General features: G+C 43.8%; 17 protein-coding genes. 14 read left to right on the top strand and 3 right to left on the bottom strand.

What is annotated here, in order from left to right; translation table 11 throughout:
• The first annotated feature begins 117 nt into the window (after positions 1-117).
• The 10 genes from ACT7WV_RS24215 (at position 118) to ACT7WV_RS24260 (ending at position 10,716) form a co-directional block, all read left to right on the top strand.
• Complete coding sequence (locus tag ACT7WV_RS24215; RefSeq protein WP_445105322.1) at positions 118-1,311, top strand: class I SAM-dependent methyltransferase; 1,194 nt, start codon at positions 118-120, stop codon at positions 1,309-1,311.
• 242 nt (positions 1,312-1,553) lie between these two features.
• Positions 1,554-2,006 (top strand): ATP synthase subunit I, encoded by a 453-nt coding sequence (locus ACT7WV_RS24220; RefSeq protein WP_445105323.1) that lies wholly within the window; start codon positions 1,554-1,556, stop codon positions 2,004-2,006.
• Positions 2,007-2,067: 61 nt separating this feature from the next.
• Positions 2,068-2,823 (top strand): F0F1 ATP synthase subunit A, encoded by a 756-nt coding sequence (gene atpB, locus ACT7WV_RS24225; RefSeq protein WP_445105324.1) that lies wholly within the window; start codon positions 2,068-2,070, stop codon positions 2,821-2,823.
• Positions 2,824-2,958: 135 nt separating this feature from the next.
• Positions 2,959-3,204, top strand: a complete 246-nt coding sequence (gene atpE, locus ACT7WV_RS24230; RefSeq protein ID WP_445105325.1) for an ATP synthase F0 subunit C — start codon at positions 2,959-2,961, stop codon at positions 3,202-3,204.
• A gap of 149 nt (positions 3,205-3,353) precedes the next feature.
• Positions 3,354-3,848 (top strand): F0F1 ATP synthase subunit B', encoded by a 495-nt coding sequence (locus ACT7WV_RS24235; protein ID WP_445105731.1) that lies wholly within the window; start codon positions 3,354-3,356, stop codon positions 3,846-3,848.
• 510 nt (positions 3,849-4,358) lie between these two features.
• Complete coding sequence (locus ACT7WV_RS24240; protein WP_463424197.1) at positions 4,359-4,922, top strand: F0F1 ATP synthase subunit B; 564 nt, start codon at positions 4,359-4,361, stop codon at positions 4,920-4,922.
• Entirely contained in the window at positions 4,919-5,470 is a 552-nt protein-coding gene (atpH, locus tag ACT7WV_RS24245; protein ID WP_445105326.1) for an ATP synthase F1 subunit delta, read from the top strand. The genes ACT7WV_RS24240 and atpH overlap by 4 nt, the downstream gene beginning before the upstream one ends.
• A gap of 178 nt (positions 5,471-5,648) precedes the next feature.
• On the top strand, positions 5,649-7,169 hold the full coding sequence (atpA, locus tag ACT7WV_RS24250) for a F0F1 ATP synthase subunit alpha (RefSeq protein WP_463424296.1): 1,521 nt from the start codon (positions 5,649-5,651) through the stop codon (positions 7,167-7,169).
• A 178-nt stretch (positions 7,170-7,347) separates the two neighbouring features.
• The gene (locus ACT7WV_RS24255) at positions 7,348-8,298 is read left to right on the top strand and encodes a F0F1 ATP synthase subunit gamma (protein ID WP_445105328.1); all 951 of its coding nucleotides are present in this window, start codon (positions 7,348-7,350) and stop codon (positions 8,296-8,298) included.
• A gap of 993 nt (positions 8,299-9,291) precedes the next feature.
• Positions 9,292-10,716 carry a DUF4347 domain-containing protein gene (locus tag ACT7WV_RS24260; RefSeq protein ID WP_445105329.1) on the top strand — a complete coding sequence of 475 codons (1,425 nt, stop codon included), beginning with the start codon at positions 9,292-9,294 and terminating at the stop codon, positions 10,714-10,716.
• Positions 10,717-10,783: 67 nt separating this feature from the next.
• On the opposite strand, the gene ACT7WV_RS24265 is transcribed toward ACT7WV_RS24260, so the two are convergent.
• Positions 10,784-12,154, bottom strand: a complete 1,371-nt coding sequence (locus ACT7WV_RS24265) for an NAD(P)/FAD-dependent oxidoreductase (RefSeq protein ID WP_445105330.1) — start codon at positions 12,152-12,154, stop codon at positions 10,784-10,786.
• 91 nt (positions 12,155-12,245) lie between these two features.
• Here ACT7WV_RS24265 and ACT7WV_RS24270 point away from each other — a divergent pair, with 91 nt between their 5' ends.
• From ACT7WV_RS24270 to ACT7WV_RS24285, 4 genes are all read left to right on the top strand, one after another.
• Entirely contained in the window at positions 12,246-12,707 is a 462-nt protein-coding gene (locus ACT7WV_RS24270; protein ID WP_445105331.1) for a GNAT family N-acetyltransferase, read from the top strand.
• A gap of 460 nt (positions 12,708-13,167) precedes the next feature.
• Positions 13,168-13,545, top strand: a complete 378-nt coding sequence (locus tag ACT7WV_RS24275; protein WP_463424198.1) for a TSUP family transporter — start codon at positions 13,168-13,170, stop codon at positions 13,543-13,545.
• A 104-nt stretch (positions 13,546-13,649) separates the two neighbouring features.
• Positions 13,650-14,462, top strand: coding sequence for an SDR family oxidoreductase (locus ACT7WV_RS24280; protein WP_445105333.1), 813 nt, complete (start codon positions 13,650-13,652; stop codon positions 14,460-14,462).
• A gap of 292 nt (positions 14,463-14,754) precedes the next feature.
• A complete protein-coding gene (locus tag ACT7WV_RS24285; protein WP_445105334.1) occupies positions 14,755-15,291 on the top strand; it encodes a hypothetical protein in 537 nt (178 codons plus the stop codon).
• A gap of 106 nt (positions 15,292-15,397) precedes the next feature.
• On the opposite strand, the gene ACT7WV_RS24290 is transcribed toward ACT7WV_RS24285, so the two are convergent.
• Both ACT7WV_RS24290 and ACT7WV_RS24295 read right to left on the bottom strand, forming a co-directional pair.
• Complete coding sequence (locus tag ACT7WV_RS24290; protein WP_445105335.1) at positions 15,398-16,699, bottom strand: ribulose bisphosphate carboxylase small subunit; 1,302 nt, start codon at positions 16,697-16,699, stop codon at positions 15,398-15,400.
• Positions 16,700-16,922: 223 nt separating this feature from the next.
• Positions 16,923-17,276, bottom strand: coding sequence for a ribulose bisphosphate carboxylase small subunit (locus ACT7WV_RS24295; RefSeq protein ID WP_445105336.1), 354 nt, complete (start codon positions 17,274-17,276; stop codon positions 16,923-16,925).
• Positions 17,277-17,320: the final 44 nt, after the last annotated feature.

A 17,320-nucleotide genomic window follows, 5' to 3' on the forward strand; every position in this document is an offset into this window, starting at 1 on the left:
AGAACATAATCCAGAGTTCCACGAGAGTAATCATAGTTGATTAGAGTCACCAGATGAGAAAACCCTAAGTTTTGTTACATTGTTTACTATTGTTTTCGAGGTTTGTTGCTTAAATTCATGGAAGCCTCTCAAGATACCAGCGCCGCCGTTGAACGGCTTTACGATACCTATCCCTTCCCACCAGAACCGTTACTGGACGAGCCACCCCCTGGCTACAACTGGCGCTGGAATTGGTTGGCAGCCTATAGTTTTTGTACGGGTCGAAAACCGCCAAGTCAAGACATTCGTATTTTAGATGCTGGTTGCGGTACTGGTGTAGGGACAGAGTATTTGGCACACCTCAATCCCCAAGCATCTGTAGTCGGCATTGACTTGAGTTCTGGTGCGTTGGCAGTGGCAAAGGAACGCTGTCAAAGGTCGGGAGCCAGTGGAGTTGATTTTCATCACTTGAGTGTCTACGATGCTGATCAACTTGATGGTGAGTTTGATTTGATTAACTGCGTTGGCGTTTTGCACCATTTGCCCGACCCAATTCGAGGAATTAAGTCTTTGGCGGCTAAGCTAGCTCCTGGCGGTCTGATGCACATCTTTGTCTATGCAGAATTGGGTCGATGGGAAATCAGGCTAATGCAGCAGGCGATCGCTCTTTTACAAGGCGACCAAGGAGGAGACTATCAGGACGGCGTTAAGGTTGGGCGTCAGTTGTTTGATTCTCTACCAAAAAATAACCGTATAGTCAAGAGAGAGCAAGAACGCTGGTCTTTAGAAAATCATCGGGATGCAAATTTTGCTGATATGTATGTTCATCCCCAAGAAATCGACTATAACGTAGAGACGCTCTTTAAACTGATTGATGCCTCCGGTTTAGAGTTTTTGGGCTTTTCTAATCCAGATTACTGGGATAAAGAGCGGCTTTTTGGTCAGAATCCGGATTTGATGGCGCGCTCCCAAGGATTGACTGAACGTCAACTGTATCGCTTGATTGAACTACTAGATCCAGAACTCACCCATTATGAATTTTTCTTGACGCGTCCTCCACTCCCTAAAGCCGATTGGTCAGTAGACGAAGCTCTTTTGACGGCCGTTGTTGAACGTAATCCCTGTATGCATGGATGGCCCAGCCAATCACCCATGGATTACAACTACCAAATTGTCAAGCTATCGACGGAAGAATGGGAATTTTTGTCTGCTTGTGATCAGAATCTGGGGCAACAGCGAACAGTCGGAGAGCTTTTAGCAGGAGTGTCATTGGATTTGCAATCAGTGCGATCGCTGCTCGCAAAACAGTTGATTTTATTAACTCCCAGTTAAGTAATTAGCGCCATATCCCCCTTGTTTGGAGGAGTTTGAGCAAATTTTAGCTGGAAGTGAAGAGCTGCTGGAGCCTCTAATTCAGCTAAGTTGAGTGTTCAGAGTGATCACCGAATTACTGGTAGCTTTTTACCAGTAATTTAGCATTGGCAATTTTTTAAGTATTGTTACTATCGCGTGGTATGATAGCCCTGGATTATCGCACTTAAGCCAGATTCCTGTGCGAGCTTTGGCTGCTAACCGTGAACTTGTCAGACGACTCTATCCAAACCCAATCAACAACTGAGGAAGTTACTCAACCGAGTTCCTTGTCGCCCTCAACTGATTCCTCCATGCAGGAATACTACCAACTCAAACAAAATTTATTGTTAGTGACGTTGGTAATTACAGCGGCTATTTTCATCTGTGTCTGGGTTTTTTATTCCCTTGACATTGCCCTGAATTATTTGATCGGGGCGTGCACAGGTGTGGTTTACTTGAGGATGTTGGCTAAAGACGTTGAGCGGATAGGTCAACAAAATAAGCGTCCGAGTTCTAACCGTTTAGCGCTTTTTATCGGGCTATTTGTTGTTGCTACGCAATGGCAAAGATTGCAGGTTATGCCCATATTTCTAGGATTTCTGACTTATAAAGCCGCAATCATCGTCTACGTGCTACAGAGCACACTGCTTCCTGCTTCTGATCAGGATAAGTAGCTCAAGTCGTTAGTTTAGCCGACGTTTCACTCTTGTGCAGGTATCTGGGGAAATTTATGGAATGGAAATGATCAATGGTATAAGCCTTCTACATTCTTTTCCCCTTGCTGAATTAGAAGTTGGTAAGCACCTTTACTGGGAAATTGGCAATCTAAAAGTACACGGGCAGGTTTTTCTCACCTCCTGGGTAGTCATCGCCATCCTTGTCATTGCTTCGCTTGCTGCCACTAAAAGTATTCAGCGTATTCCCAGTGGCATCCAGAATTTTATGGAGTACGCCCTGGAATTTCTAAGGGATTTGGCAAAAAACCAGATTGGGGAGAAAGAATATCGTCCCTGGGTTCCTTTTGTCGGCACTCTGTTTTTGTTCATTTTTGTGGCAAATTGGTCTGGTGCCCTGGTTCCTTGGAAGCTAATTCACCTGCCAGAGGGTGAGTTAGCGGCACCAACAAACGATATCAACACAACGGTGGCTTTTGCCTTACTCACTTCTCTGGCATATTTCTATGCTGGTTTTAGTAAACGGGGCATAGGATACTTGGCAAAGTATATCGAGCCAACGCCAATATTATTGCCTATCAATATCTTGGAAGATTTCACCAAGCCTCTCTCGTTGAGCTTCCGTTTATTTGGCAATATTCTGGCTGATGAGCTAGTTGTGGCAGTTTTAGTACTGCTTGTTCCCTTGTTTGTTCCTCTGCCGGTGATGGCCCTGGGTTTGTTTACCAGTGCTATTCAGGCGCTAATCTTTGCTACTCTGGCCGCCGCTTACATTGGGGAAGCGATTGAGGGTCATGGTGGGGAGGAGCATGAGTGAAATTCTTAAAGCTCATGGTACTCTTCTAGCCCTAGTTCCAGCACTGATACCACCAGTCCGCTCCTAAGAGCGGATTTTTCGGGGTGGGAGTCTCATTTTTGTCGTTCTAGTTAATTTACAAAAAGGAAAATTGTCATGGATCCATTAGTTGCTGCCGCTTCCGTCGTCGCTGCTGCTCTAGCTGTTGGTTTAGCGGCTATTGGCCCTGGTATTGGTCAAGGTAATGCTGCTGGTCAAGCGGTTGAAGGGATTGCACGGCAACCGGAAGCTGAGGGTAAAATTCGCGGCACGCTGTTGTTGAGCTTAGCCTTCATGGAAGCGCTAACCATCTACGGCCTTGTGGTTGCTCTTGTTTTACTATTTGCCAACCCCTTCTCGTAGGACTCTTGCCAGCGCTCAGGTCGAGGAAATTCTCAGTCTGAGCACCCTCACCTGAGTGCTGTAAAAACTTGCTAGCAACCCAGAGAAAGTAATTTCTATTCCAGCTTACAGTAGCTGACTCTTTTGAGCTGCGCGATCTCAACAAAATGATGATGCATTGGACAATTCTACTCGCTGTAGAAACAGCGGAAGCTGCTACTCAGGAAGGGGGCTTATTTGATTTTGATGCTACCCTGCCTTTGATGGCATTGCAATTTTTAGTCTTGGTGGCAGTGTTGAATCAAGTGTTCTACAAGCCACTAAGCAACTCGATTGACGGCAGAGACGAATACATTCGCTCGAATCTCTCAGAGGCACGTGAGCGTTTAGCAAAGACAGAGAAACTAGCTGCGCAGTATGAGCAAGAGCTAGGGGAAACTCGCCGGGATGCCCAAGCTACGATTGCGGCTGCGCAAGCGGATGCCCAAAAAGCTGCTGACGAGGAAAAAGCCCAAGCCCAGCAGGAAGCCCAAAGGCAAAGAGAGCAAGCACAGCAAGAGATAGATCAGCAAAAAGCTCAGGCATTGGCGACTCTTGAACAACAAGTCGATTCCCTGAGTCGTCAGATTCTGGAGAAGCTTTTAGGCTCAGAACTAGTTAAATGACACTTTCCCCGTGTCGCATCTCTGAGGTATCAAGGGAACAACCAGCTGGCAATTCTTGCTTAGTATCGATCTGCTCAGCTAAAAGACTTATATTTATTTTTCTTTTAATTTAGAGTGAGATTGGCTGATAAACAAGTTTTACCAGACCGGTTCTCCAAAGGAACCACCCCTTGATAACTCAGATACGAAGTTGTGTAAATCTCTTTGGGTGCTGAGTTAGTGGCTAGTTTTATCTACTTGAAAGGAGTTAGGTTTTTGGGGCTAAACCTAAAGCTAGCTACAGGTGGAGTATCTTAAGTGACGTTCTTGCCCGGGCGCTAACTCCTAATTAAAAGAACAGGCAGTATACTGCTATCTCACTAGATTCTCCTGCTGTAGAGTACCACTGTTCAGTACACCAAATCGTAGCAGCTAACCTTTAGTTCAAGGGACGTGAAGAATTACTCTAAAACTCCCACACGCTTTGCGTACAGTAACTAGTTTATCAATTTTCCATTTTCGCAGTTGTATATGGCTATTATGGGTATTTTCTCATTACTGGCGACTGCAGCGGCAGAAGCTGCAGCAGAAGGCGGTTCGGAAGGCGGTGTTGGTCTAAACTTTGACATTTTAGAAACCAACCTGATTAACCTCGCCATTATCATCGGAGTATTGTTTTACTTTGGGCGTAAAATCCTGGGTAAAACCCTCTCAGAGAGACGCTCAAAAATCGAAGAAGCAATTCAAGACGCTGAGGCAAGGCAGAAGGAAGCCGGAGCGGCTTTAGCACAAGCCCAGCAGAAATTAGCACAAGCCCAAGTCGAGGCAGAAAAAATCCGCTCCTTGGCAGAAGAAAATGCCAAGAAAGCCAAAGCCTCAATTTTAGAAGCCTCTTCTAATGATGTCGCCCGCATGAAACAAGCAGCAGTTCAAGATTTGAACTCAGAAAGAGAACGAGCTATCAATCAACTGCGCCAGCGAGTGGCAGCTTTGGCCCTAGAGCAAGCTGAATCACAGCTCAGAGACCACTTAGATGATTCTGCTCAACAAAAATTAATTGATCGCAGCATCGTTCTATTGGGAGGTAGATCATGAAAGGTAGTCTGTTAAGTGCTCAAGTACTAGAGCCTTACGCAGAAGCTTTGATGTCTTTGGCTCAGTCCCAGAACCTAACAGAACGGTTGGGAGAAGATGTTACTGGTTTGCTCAATCTCCTGCAAGAATCACCAGATTTGGAGCAATTCTTAAGTAATCCCATCATCAAGGCAGAAGACAAAGCAGCAGTTTTGCAAAGGATTGTTGGAGAGCAAGTTCATCACTACACGATGAACTTTTTGAAGATTCTGGTAGACCGCAGACGTATCCTTTTTTTAGAAGGAATTTGTCGGCAATACCAGGCTCTGCTCAGGAAGTTGAACCAAACTGTTTTGGCAGAAGTCACTTCGACAGTTGCCTTAAACGACGACCAGAAACTCTCAGTTCGAGAGAAAGTAAAGGCAATGACTAGTGCCCAACAAGTAGATCTGGAGACGAAAATTGACCCTGATTTGATCGGTGGTGTAATCATCAAAGTAGGGTCTCAGGTAGTTGATGCCAGTCTTCGGGGACAAATACGTCGCATTGGCATAAGTCTGAGCAATTAAAAGATTAGCAGGTTAACAGGTTGCAGGTTGCAGATCTCAGGTTGTGGGTTATCTGATTTCTTTGATCGGGCTGTCCTTAAAGTGAGAGAAAATAATCTTTAACCTGCCAACTTTTCAATCTTCAACTTTAAACCTTCCACACTTCAACCTTTAATTCTTTAAGCAACGAGAACAACTAATCATGATCAGCATTAGACCTGACGAAATTAGCAACATTATTAGGCAACAAATTGAACAATACGACCAGGAGGTTAAGGTCTCTAATGTCGGTACGGTATTACAAGTAGGTGACGGTATTGCCCGGATTTATGGTCTAGACAACTGCATGGCCGGGGAATTGTTGGAATTTGAAGATGGCACAGTTGGCATTGCTCTGAACTTGGAAGAAGACAACGTGGGTGCCGTACTCATGGGTGAGGGTCGTGAAATCCAAGAAGGTAGCTCCGTTAATGCCACGGGTAAGATTGCTCAGGTGCCGGTGGGAGACGCAATGATTGGTCGAGTGGTGGACGCTCTCGGTCGCCCAATTGACGGCAAGGGAGACATCCCAACTACAGAATCCCGCCTTTTGGAATCTTCTGCTCCAGGTATTATTGCACGGCGTTCTGTTTGCGAACCCATGCAAACCGGAATCACCGCTATTGACGCGATGATTCCAGTGGGAAGAGGTCAGCGGGAGCTAATTATTGGTGACCGGCAAACTGGCAAAACAGCCATCGCAGTTGACACAATCATTAACCAAAAAGGGGAAGATGTTGTTTGTGTTTACGTTGCCATTGGTCAAAAAGCCTCGACAGTTGCCCAGGTAGTTGACACGCTTCGAGAGAAGGGAGCCTTAGATTACACGATCATAGTTGCGGCTAATGCTAGCGACCCGGCGACGCTGCAGTACCTATCTCCTTACACTGGTGCCTCACTGGCTGAGTACTTCATGTACAAAGGTAAGGCGACATTGGTTATTTACGATGACCTTTCTAAACAAGCTCAAGCTTATCGCCAAATGTCCCTACTGCTGAGACGTCCACCGGGACGGGAAGCTTATCCAGGAGACGTATTCTACCTCCACTCGCGGTTGTTGGAACGGGCAGCCAAGTTGAATGACGAACTTGGCGGCGGCAGTATGACAGCCCTACCGATTATCGAAACCCAAGCTGGTGACGTATCTGCCTATATTCCTACCAACGTGATTTCGATTACGGATGGTCAGATTTTCTTGTCTACAGATTTATTTAACTCCGGTTTACGACCAGCGATTAACCCTGGTATCTCGGTATCAAGGGTGGGTTCTGCTGCCCAAACTAAAGCGATCAAAAAAGTCGCAGGTAAATTAAAGCTGGAACTGGCACAATACGATGACTTACAAGCTTTTGCTCAGTTTGCCTCGGATTTAGACAAAGCTACTCAAGACCAATTGGCACGGGGTGAGCGCCTGCGGGAACTGCTCAAGCAATCCCAGAACTCACCACTAGCAGTTTACGAGCAAGTAGCAATTGTCTATGCCGGTCTCAATGGCTATCTCGATGATATCGCTGTTGAGAAAATAACCAACTTTGCTAAGGGACTACGGGAGTACTTAAAGACAAGCAAGCCCAGGTATTGTGAGATTATCCGCAATGATAAAGTTCTCACAGAAGAAGCAGAAAATCTGTTGAAGGAAGCGATTACCGAATACAAACAGACCTTCCTGGTATCTGTTTAACGGGTTAGAGGTTAGTAAGTTAGTGGGTTGAAGGTTAATCGAGGTTGAAGTTTGCTTTTTCAACTTCCGAACCTTCAACTTTCTAGCTTTCAACCTTCTAACCTAACCCTTTCGGGCATCGCCACCCGTTTCACTAAAGGGGAACAATCCGCGAACAACTTTCTTTCCCATTGCAATTATGCCCAATCTGAAAGCAATTCGTGATCGTATTCAGTCGGTCAAAAATACCAAGAAAATTACCGAGGCAATGCGCCTTGTGGCTGCTGCAAAAGTGCGCAGAGCACAAGAGCAAGTAACCGCCACGCGCCCTTTTGCTGATCGATTGGCACAAGTTCTCTACGGCTTACAGAACCGTCTACAGTTTGAGGATGCTGATTTGCCGTTGCTTAAGCAGCGGGAAGTTAAGTCCGTGGGCTTACTAGTTATTTCTGGAGACCGCGGTCTGTGTGGCGGCTACAATACTAACGTTATTCGCCGTGGTGAAAACCGTGCCAAAGAACTGCAAAAAGAAGGGCTTGACTATAAGTACGTGCTAGTAGGACGCAAAGCCTCTCAGTACTTTGAGCGTCGCAGTCAGCCGATTAAGGCAAAATATACAGGTCTAGAGCAAATCCCTACAGCAGCAGAGGCATCCACGATTGCCGACGAATTGCTCTCCCTGTTTCTGTCAGAATCAGTAGACCGGGTGGAGCTGGTTTACACTAAATTTGTCTCGCTCATTAGTTCCCGTCCAGTAGTCCAAACCTTGCTGCCGCTAACAGCGCAAGGACTGGAAGCCAAAGATGATGAAATATTTAGGCTGACGACTCGCGGCGGAGATTTTGAGGTAGCACGGGATAAAGTTGCATCTCCAGTCACTCCTCTACCACGAGACATGATTTTTGAGCAAGATCCAGTGCAAATCCTTGATGCTCTCTTACCTCTGTATCTGAATAACCAATTGCTCAGAGCACTACAAGAGTCAGCGGCCAGTGAACTTGCCGCTCGCATGACAGCGATGAATAATGCTAGTGATAACGCTACTGACCTGATAGGCTCCCTTACACTGTCTTACAACAAAGCGAGGCAAGCCGCAATTACTCAGCAAATACTAGAAGTAGTAGGCGGTGCTGAGGCGCTAGGCGGTTAGGCTTCTTACTCCAGTTAAATTAAGAAATTAAGTGAAGGCGTTTGGGATAACTCAGGCGCTTTTTTTTGACTCAATCTCACCTGTTGCACTTTGATTACTATGATCGAAGTTTTTGCTCGTTTGTCAGCTAAAACTTGGGGAAGGTAGGGTTTGCTTCGCCTTGTTTTTGCGATTGCTGCTACTTCTAAGCTGTTAAGCTGTTCGTTATTTAGTAGTTATTATAAATCATTAAATCCTTGTAGTTCGACTATCTTGGTCGTTACTTATACCCCATTTCAATGGGTGATAAGCCCATAACGGCTTTTAACTGAATAAGGTATAAAGTACTAGGTTTTAGGGAGTAAGGAGTCGGTAAGACGAGGATTAATCTAAGTCGCTGATTTGAGAAATGCTATATAGCTATATCCCTTGATCAAGTACTAAAATGCCACAAAAATTTAACTTTAATTGCTGTTTTTTTTAGATTGTGTAAAAGGGAGTACTCTCTTCAATCAAAGCCTCACTGCAAATTTCATATAAGTTAAGCTAGATGGTGTGAGCCTTAATTAAATTTATTCATTATTTTCTATAATCAGAGAAATTAAAAAAATAAGTGCTTATTGGGCAATCACAATCCACGAAGTATTTTCTTTTAAAAAATAATTGTAAGTCTTAGCCTATAAGGATTATGGGTGATAAGCTTTACCATAACTTCACGGCTTGAGAGACTCCTTTAAAGATTCAATAAAGACTATCATTTGAGCAAAAATTTGCTGAAAAAAGGAAGTATCGTGAAAGAGAGCAACTCATAATGCTGTCTAGTAAATTCGCCAAAATATTATTTCTCTACTCTCAAAAAATAGAAATACATAAAGCCAAGTAATAGCTTGAAAAACTTTTGATAAAATTGGCCAATTTAAAAAAAATTACCAGCTAATAACTAATTACCCCTAGTCATTGGTCTGAGCTGATAAGAATCTGACCAACGACACCCAACTCACGAGATGTAAAGCTATGAGAAATTCAAGCCTCGCTCACAATAACAGCATCACTTTAGAACCTCCACTCCATCAGAATGCTCACCCTCATGCTGACGGAGAAATACTGGTAGTAATTGACCCGAGAGTGGACAATTACCAGATGCTTAGCGTTGGAGTTAATCCTGGGGCAAAAGTCTTAATTCTCAATCCCAGTCGGGACGGGATAGAGCAAATTACCAAGGCGATAGCGACAGAAGCCGCTTCTAGCCTCCACATCGTTTGCCACGGAGCGCCAGGGTTGCTGTATCTAGGCAAAACACCCCTGAACTTAGCGAATATAGAACAATACCGCCAGCAGTTACTAGAGTGGGGCGTTGCAGACATTCTCTTGTATGCCTGTAATGTAGCGGCAGGAGACAATGTTTTATTCCCAACCTCTTTTATTCCCTATCAGTTCACCTCCTTTCTCCATCGCCTTCACGAGTTAACCGGCGCAAATATCGCCGCCTCGGCTGGCAGAATTGGCAATTCGACTCAAGGTGGAAGTTGGCATCTAGAAAGTCAGATTGGTGAGATTGCCAGTGGGCTAGCGTTCTCACCCGAAATAATGCAAGCATATCCAGGAATTTTGGCTAAACCTACTGATATTTCCCTAAGCAACACATTCGTCGAGGGCAATTTACCATTTGGCATTCCCATCGGCAGCTTCTCCACTACCGATGCTGACATCGGTGATACCCACACCTACAGCTTGGCATTTGGAGAAGTGTACACCGATAACCATTTCTTCGCCATTGACGGTAGTAGCCTCACAATTAAAGAACCCTTCTTGGAAAACAAGGATTCCTACAACATCATGGTACTTACCCATGATCAAGCCGGGGAATTCTTCTGGGAACCATTGACGATTAACGTCTCCCAAGAAGTTGGAGACACCATTGAGACAGCATTAAGTACTCAGCTAAGTCCCGTCAATCCGGCCCCCTTTACTTTTACTGGTACGATCACCGACCATCAGAACATCGCTCTAGCGCCAGAGTCCGACATTGATATTTTTAGCTTGCAACTTAACGCAGGTGATTTGATGACTATCGATATCGATGCCAGTGAGTTTGGCTCATCCCTGGATGCGGCATTGCGTGTATTAGACTGGCAGGGGAATGAGTTAGCGCAAAGCAGTAACAATCCCGCTCCTGGTGAAGATTTAATCCTCTTCCAACCAGAACAAAATTCAATGTCCTTGAACTTAGACCCTTACATCGAGTTCACAGCACTCGAAACAGGAACCTATTACGTTGAAGTAAAGGGTGAAAACAACTTAGCTTTAGCTAATTACTCCAGTGGTTCTAGTACCGGAGAGTATAACCTGGAGATTGAGCTGCTAGACAAACCCATTGATCCGATGGTGCCACTTGGAGCATCAGGAGCGGCGATCATGGTCGATCCGATTCTAGGATAGCTCTACTAAGCATTCAAGCTATTAGCTTAGATATAACAAAACGTGAGTTCGGCGAACTCACGTTTACTTAAGAAGCGCTTTTCCCCTGATCACTAAGCGCATTAATTAATTTTTTGGCAACAATAGCGCCGACGACTACTCCCCCAACTACTTCCATAGCGCGCACTGCTGTCTTACTCCCGTCAGCCGTATCTAGATGTTTGCGAAAAATCTCGTCTTTGAGCCATTCTGTGGTGATTTTGAGGTTATGAATCGGAGTTGGTAATAATTCTAGATAGGTGCCCTGACGAATTAAGTGACCCACTTCGCCTGTAACCTCAAAACTATTGAAGATGTTGGCGGCACTATTATCTAAACCGAGTTTGAGAAGAGTTCCCCGTAGGTTAACCACGGCTGGTTGCAGTTCATATCCTAAAGCCATTGCCTTTAAATTATCAGCGATTGCAGCTCCCTGTTGATAGGCTACCTGTGCCGTAGGTGGCAAGTTAGCTCCCTGCTGTGCTGCACAATCTCCCCCTGCGAAGACTTCTGGAAAATTGGGCAACTGGAGCGTAGGAGAGACTTGAAGACGACCATGGCGATCACGATCTTCGTCTGGCACTGCTAGAGCTTTAATTAAAGGATGGGTATTAGTGCCAGTTGTCCAGATTACGGTAGAGGCTGGTAGTGTCTGTTGTTGGTTATGGCGCTGGTACTCAACTGCATCGTGACGAATCGCTGTTGCTTCTGCTTCCATGAGAAATTCTACTGGTACGACACGTTTTCTCAATTCTTGCTCCGCCACTTCGCGCAGGGCATTATTGATATCACCTTGGAGAATTTCTTGACCATGATTAAGCAGTACCACCCGCACTTCTTGAGGATTACCTCCTAAAGCTTCATACCAACGAGGGAGCAAATCGGCTAGAGTCCCCGCCATTTCCACTCCTGAAGGTCCAGCACCAATTACTGCTGTAGTTAACAGTCGGCGGCGTTGTTCTAAGTCAGCAGTTTGTCTGGCTTGTCGCAAGCAGTCACGCAACTGTTTATCAATCGCGATCGCATCTTCCCGACTACGCAAAGGCAAGCTGTTCTCCTGTGCCCCCTCAACGCCAAAGTATCCAGTAACGCTGCCTAAGGCTAAGACTAAATTACTGTAGTTGTAAGAAGTTCCCGAGGTTAATTGGACTTCCCGTTGACGTAGGTCAATTGATTGCACCGTATCTTGAACAAAAATGACACCACTGCCGTCAAGTAATTCTTCAAAACGCGGTACGACCTGTTGAGTTTCCATCTCGCCACTACAATACTCATAGAGTAAAGGCTTAAAGCAAAAGCGATCTTCTTGATCAATCAGGATGACAGTTCGAGGATAATGTGTGTGGGCAAGATGCAATGCTGTAAACAGACCAGTAAAGCCACCACCGAGAATTAAAGTTTGGTAAGTTGGGTTACTCATAATAATACTGTTCGTTTTTTGTGGATTTCGGAATACAGCTCGACTAAGATATTTTGTATAACTAATCTCGATAAAAAAATGGAGGTTTTTAATGAAAATAAGAACCTATGACATCAGTGATACTGAAGAAATAATGCAGTTGTTTTATGAAACTATTCACAAAGTAAATATTCGTGACTATACACAACAACAAGTAGATGCCTGGGCTCCAGCAAATATAGAAACTGAAGTTTGGATGAGACGTTTAAAAAATAAATTTACTTATGTAGCAGAGAAAGAGAAAAAAATTATCGGTTTTGCTCAATTGGAGGACAAGGGCTATATTGACTGCTTTTACTGCCATAAAGATTTTCAAGGGCAAGGAATTGGCACACAACTTTTAGAACAAATTGAGTCAAAGGCAAGATACTTAGGACTTAAAAAGCTATTTACAGAAGCCAGCATGACAGCTAAGCCTTTTTTTGAAAGTAAGAAATTCCTTGTTGTTAACCAGCAAACAGTAGAACTCAGGGGACAAAAATTCACCAACTTTTTGATGGCGAAAATTATCTAGGTTTTGCATAATTGGCAGCAGTAGAAAATAAACACTAACTAGCGGCTTTTCAAGAATTCATCAGCTTAATTAAATTCACTTACTTACTATTCATTTCTCTAAAAGAAAAATAAAGCATCTACCCCAAGACTGATTCATAGTAGAAAGGTAAGATGTTCTCTCTAAAGCTGCGGATTGGTCGGTTTGACTACAGCCCAATACGACCTAAATTAAGAAAAATTAATTTTTCCTCCCATCAAAGCTTAACTTTTCACGAAGTTTGAGATTTATTCTTGATCAGAAAGACAAATATTTTACTCCGCTAGGAAGACGTAGTTAATTTTCAAACTTTATAGAGTAAGTACAGTAGAGTAATGATTTAGACAAATTCACGTTTTTTAAATTTTGATAAAGCTTTCCTTGAACCTACTGGTACTTCCTATACTATAAAAATCTCTCTCTACAGTATTAAAGGATTTTATTGGCTGTGGTTTTACTTTATTTACTTCTCGGCTTATCTGCCGGAATCTTGAGTGGACTGATCGGTATTGGCGGCGGAGTAATTATTGTACCTTCTCTAATCTTCTGGTTTGGATTATCTCAACATCAAGCCCAAGGAACAACCTTAGCTTTACTAGTTCCGCCCATTGGTATCTTTGCTGCCTGGACTTATTATCAGCAAGGGTATGTAGATTTGAAAATAGCAGGCTTAATTTGTCTTGGCTTTCTGTTTGGCGGGTTATTGGGAGCCAAGTTAGCAACCAGTATTCCCAACGTCTTTTTGGAAAAGATCTTCGGAATATCATTATTACTGATTGGCTTAAAAATGATATTCGGTCAGACGAATAGAGGAGGGTGATCAATAATTTTAAGTTCTGGATTTGGCAATAAGTTTATTCTCAAAAACAGCAGCACCAAGATCACAATTAATCCATACCTTTTGGAAAATTATAAGTAACTTTTATGGTTTATTCTCCTTATCTACTCAAAGGTCAAAAAGCCCTTGTAACTGGTGGAAGTTCTGGGATTGGGGAAGGTGTAGTTCGTGCCTTGGCTGCGGCAGGAGCATCAGTGGTTGTTAATTACCACTCTGATAGTGAAGCTGCCGAAAAGATTGTGGATGAAATTAAATTAGCTAACGGAGAAGCGATCGCTTTTCAGGCAGACGTTAGCCAAGAAGACGATGTCCAAGCAATGTTCGCCAAAATGTTCCAAGAATTCGGCACAATTGACATTTTGGTAAATAACGCAGGCTTGCAAAAAGATTCATCTTTTGTCGATATGACCCTTGACCAATGGAACTTGGTTATTAGTGTCAATCTTACCGGGCAGTTTTTATGTGCGCGAGAAGCCGCCAAAGAATTTCTGCGTCGGGGTGTGCAACCGCGTATTTCTTGTGCAGCAGGCAAAATCATCTGCATGAGTTCAGTACATCAACTCATCCCTTGGGCAGGTCACGTTAACTATGCTACTAGTAAAGGTGGTATTGACATGATGATGCGGTCGATTGCCCAAGAATTAGCCCCTCAAAAAATTCGCGTCAATAGTATTGCTCCAGGAGCGATCAAAACTCCGATCAACAAGTCAGCCTGGGATACGCCCGAAGCCGAGGCCAAGTTACTTCAGCTCATCCCAGCTAATCGAATAGGAAACACAGAAGATATTGCCAAGGCTGCTGTTTGGCTTGCTTCTGACGATTCTGACTATGTAAACGGCACGACGTTATACGTAGATGGTGGCATGACTTTGTATCCAGGATTTGCCACGGGTGGATAAGTTTTCTATGTTGCTTGCTAAAATAAGAGTATGAGGTGTGCTAGTTGACTCTCAAGTCAAATCTTACCTCGGAGTTAAATTTACCAAAGCCTCACATAGGCTTCATCGGAACTACACCCAAAGCCTCTGCCAAGCGTTCATACTATGTTTAGTAGGTTAAAGCGAACTCATTATACTGAAACTCTAAAAAAAGCCTTCAGCTATCCGCTGAGGGCTTTAATAATTGGGCGAAACCCAGTGCATGTCTATGCTAAGTTGCAGCCCGGAGTTTAAGCAGCCCGGAGTTTAACCTATGGAATTGCAGGAATTAAACAACCTACTACTTACCAATCCAGTTTTGATTGGTATTGTTACAGGAACGATGGGTGCTTTTATTGGAGCAACATTTACTTTAATTAATACGCTTATTGGCAATTTTTTCCAGGGACGCCGAGAAAAAAGACAGTGGCTCAAAAATAATTTACAAGAGAAATACACAAATTGCATTTATAGCCTCTCTCAGTTACTGCAAATGAACTTTGATGAATTTGCCTATAGAGAGTTGCAACAGCAATTAACTGAAATTCAAAAGTCTTTCAATGTTTTACTGATCTATCACTTTGATGATCAAAACTTTCAAACTTTGATTTCTCAAATGGAAGGATTGTGTTATTTAGCCTCCAGGAATATTTCTAAAATTCCTGTGAATCTAGCCACAAGAAATGATTTAAGTCGTGAAAGATATATTTATTACTTTGAACGTTCAACAGTAGAAGAACTAAAAAAAATGATCAATAGCATCAATGCAGAAGTTATTAAATTAGCTTCAAAAGATGCTAGGTTAAATTGAAAATTTATAGTGGGGGCTAAGGGCGGAATTTTTCTACTCCACCCTCCAGCAAATCTATACTTTTTTCTTCCTCTGCTAATTGCTAACTTTAAAGAGCAATTTGGTATCAGTTATGAGGGCGTTGGATAATCTTTTCCAAAACTCGCCGCTTAGCTTTGGGATCAATGCCAATAAGACGCACATACTCACCGCGATGTTGAGATAGGCATTCTACTAAAGAAGTAATTGCTTCTGATGCTTCATTTCCCTGGAACGGAGTGCCACTTTTCCAAGCATTAGTCCGGAAACGACGCTCATTGGCGTGTTCGATGGCAAGGCGACAACCCTGAGACAAAAGTTCACGGATTTGCTCTTGAGTTTCTAAATCCAAGTGGATACTTGGTACTTGCTGAATGTTGCTATTAGTATATTTTGAGCTCTGAGCGCGATTGGCGATCGCGGATTCATTGTCTAGATCATCTGAGAAAGTTGACTTAGCATTTTCCTGCTGAAGGGAGGCGCTGCGGGATGCATGTTGGTCAACCAGTCTCAAGTCTTGATTATATTCCCTGGATAGCCGCATCTTCTCCACTTGATCTTGTTCACCCCTCATCAGTTTGCCAAACTCCATTAAGATAGATAGACCGAACTGGGGCTTGTCGAATTTAGGTGGTCCTTTGACAGCATTAACTACATGATCCGAGACTTGATTAATACCAACCTTGTTAATAAATTGACGGATTTGTTCATCGTACACCCGCGATCGCAAGGCACTAAAGAAATCAATCGGTTGATTGGGGAAAGCATCAACTAGCTGTTTAATTTCTTGGCTAGAGAGTCCATCTTCAGCAAAGATACCGCCAATAATACCAATCCGGTCTTCTGGACTCGGTTGCCAGTAGAATTTTTCCATGCGACCATCGCGAATCAATGGCTCATAGAGAGTGGAAAAGTCATTGCCCGTAACAATAATGGGGACGCGGCTTAGGGGGCTGGAGTCGTAACTGCCTGGAAGTTGAACATTGGTGGGGTTATCGGCAATGTTCATCAAGGTGCCATTCACCAGTTGCGTATTCACAGTGTATTGGGTGCCGCGATCAAACCTGCCCGCACCAGCATCCAAGTCATTGATCATCAAGACGCACATCTTGCCACGTACTTTAATTAGTTCTGCGGCTTCTCGATAGCGCAAGCGGATCAGACGCGCGGGATCGCCAGCATCTGGACTTTCTAGTTCGCCAGCCGACATGTGGATAGCTTCAACACCCATGCGCTCGAATACTAATTCGCACTGAAAAGATTTTCCCTCTCCTTTACGCCCATGAATGCCGAGGATTAGAGGAACACGGACACCAGGAAGATCGAGAAAATTTTTGGTGATATGAACTGATAATTTGTCAAGGAAATGGGGGGAGATGTAGTAGCTCATTAGTGTAGATGTTTGGTGCGTCGGCAAAGCATGCTGTTAGGCTGATCGCTGACACTTAGATCTTAAAGGTTTATGAGGCAATGTAATACATTTGATCGCCTTGAACAGGATGAAAAATTGCGATCGCTTCTTGAGTTTTCCCACTAGCAAAAAAGAGAGGTAGCCTAACTACCTCTCCCCTTCAACTCTATTTCAACAGATTTCTGTTAGAAGCACTTTACCTTTAGTAATAGCCTCTGCGGCCAGTGCCAGCTTCACCAGGCTTATAAACGATAAAGCTCAAAACTTGGCACTGCTTGATGTTATCAAAACCCACGACGCGGATAAAGCACTCACGGTATTCAGAACGACACTCATCCACTTCTGCTAACACTTCTTTAGGTGTACGAGCCTTGAACAGGGGCAACTTCCACAGTGTCCAGTAGTGCTGTTCTGGTTGGGAAGATTCGTTGAATTCAATGGCGGGGATGAAGCCCTGTTCTAGAATGTACTCGACTTGCCGAGTAATCTGCACATCAGTCAATGGTGGCAGATAAGAAAGGGTTTCGTAACGACGCTCTTTAGGTAAAGTTTGCATAGGTAATGCTCGTGTGTCTCTTTTGAAGTAGGGGTAGGTGACTC

This window comes from Symploca atlantica LB2515, from assembly GCF_052546295.1.

Coding starts and splice junctions, on each gene's coding strand:
- ACT7WV_RS24240 (WP_463424197.1), top strand. CDS start 4,359: ATGGCTATTATGGGTATTTTCTCATTACTGGCGACTGCAGCGGCAGAA.
- atpB (WP_445105324.1), top strand. CDS start 2,068: ATGGAAATGATCAATGGTATAAGCCTTCTACATTCTTTTCCCCTTGCT.
- ACT7WV_RS24260 (WP_445105329.1), top strand. CDS start 9,292: ATGAGAAATTCAAGCCTCGCTCACAATAACAGCATCACTTTAGAACCT.
- ACT7WV_RS24255 (WP_445105328.1), top strand. CDS start 7,348: ATGCCCAATCTGAAAGCAATTCGTGATCGTATTCAGTCGGTCAAAAAT.
- ACT7WV_RS24270 (WP_445105331.1), top strand. CDS start 12,246: ATGAAAATAAGAACCTATGACATCAGTGATACTGAAGAAATAATGCAG.
- ACT7WV_RS24280 (WP_445105333.1), top strand. CDS start 13,650: ATGGTTTATTCTCCTTATCTACTCAAAGGTCAAAAAGCCCTTGTAACT.
- ACT7WV_RS24295 (WP_445105336.1), bottom strand. CDS start 17,276: ATGCAAACTTTACCTAAAGAGCGTCGTTACGAAACCCTTTCTTATCTG.
- ACT7WV_RS24265 (WP_445105330.1), bottom strand. CDS start 12,154: ATGAGTAACCCAACTTACCAAACTTTAATTCTCGGTGGTGGCTTTACT.
- ACT7WV_RS24285 (WP_445105334.1), top strand. CDS start 14,755: ATGGAATTGCAGGAATTAAACAACCTACTACTTACCAATCCAGTTTTG.
- ACT7WV_RS24235 (WP_445105731.1), top strand. CDS start 3,354: ATGATGCATTGGACAATTCTACTCGCTGTAGAAACAGCGGAAGCTGCT.
- ACT7WV_RS24290 (WP_445105335.1), bottom strand. CDS start 16,699: ATGAGCTACTACATCTCCCCCCATTTCCTTGACAAATTATCAGTTCAT.
- ACT7WV_RS24215 (WP_445105322.1), top strand. CDS start 118: ATGGAAGCCTCTCAAGATACCAGCGCCGCCGTTGAACGGCTTTACGAT.
- atpH (WP_445105326.1), top strand. CDS start 4,919: ATGAAAGGTAGTCTGTTAAGTGCTCAAGTACTAGAGCCTTACGCAGAA.
- atpE (WP_445105325.1), top strand. CDS start 2,959: ATGGATCCATTAGTTGCTGCCGCTTCCGTCGTCGCTGCTGCTCTAGCT.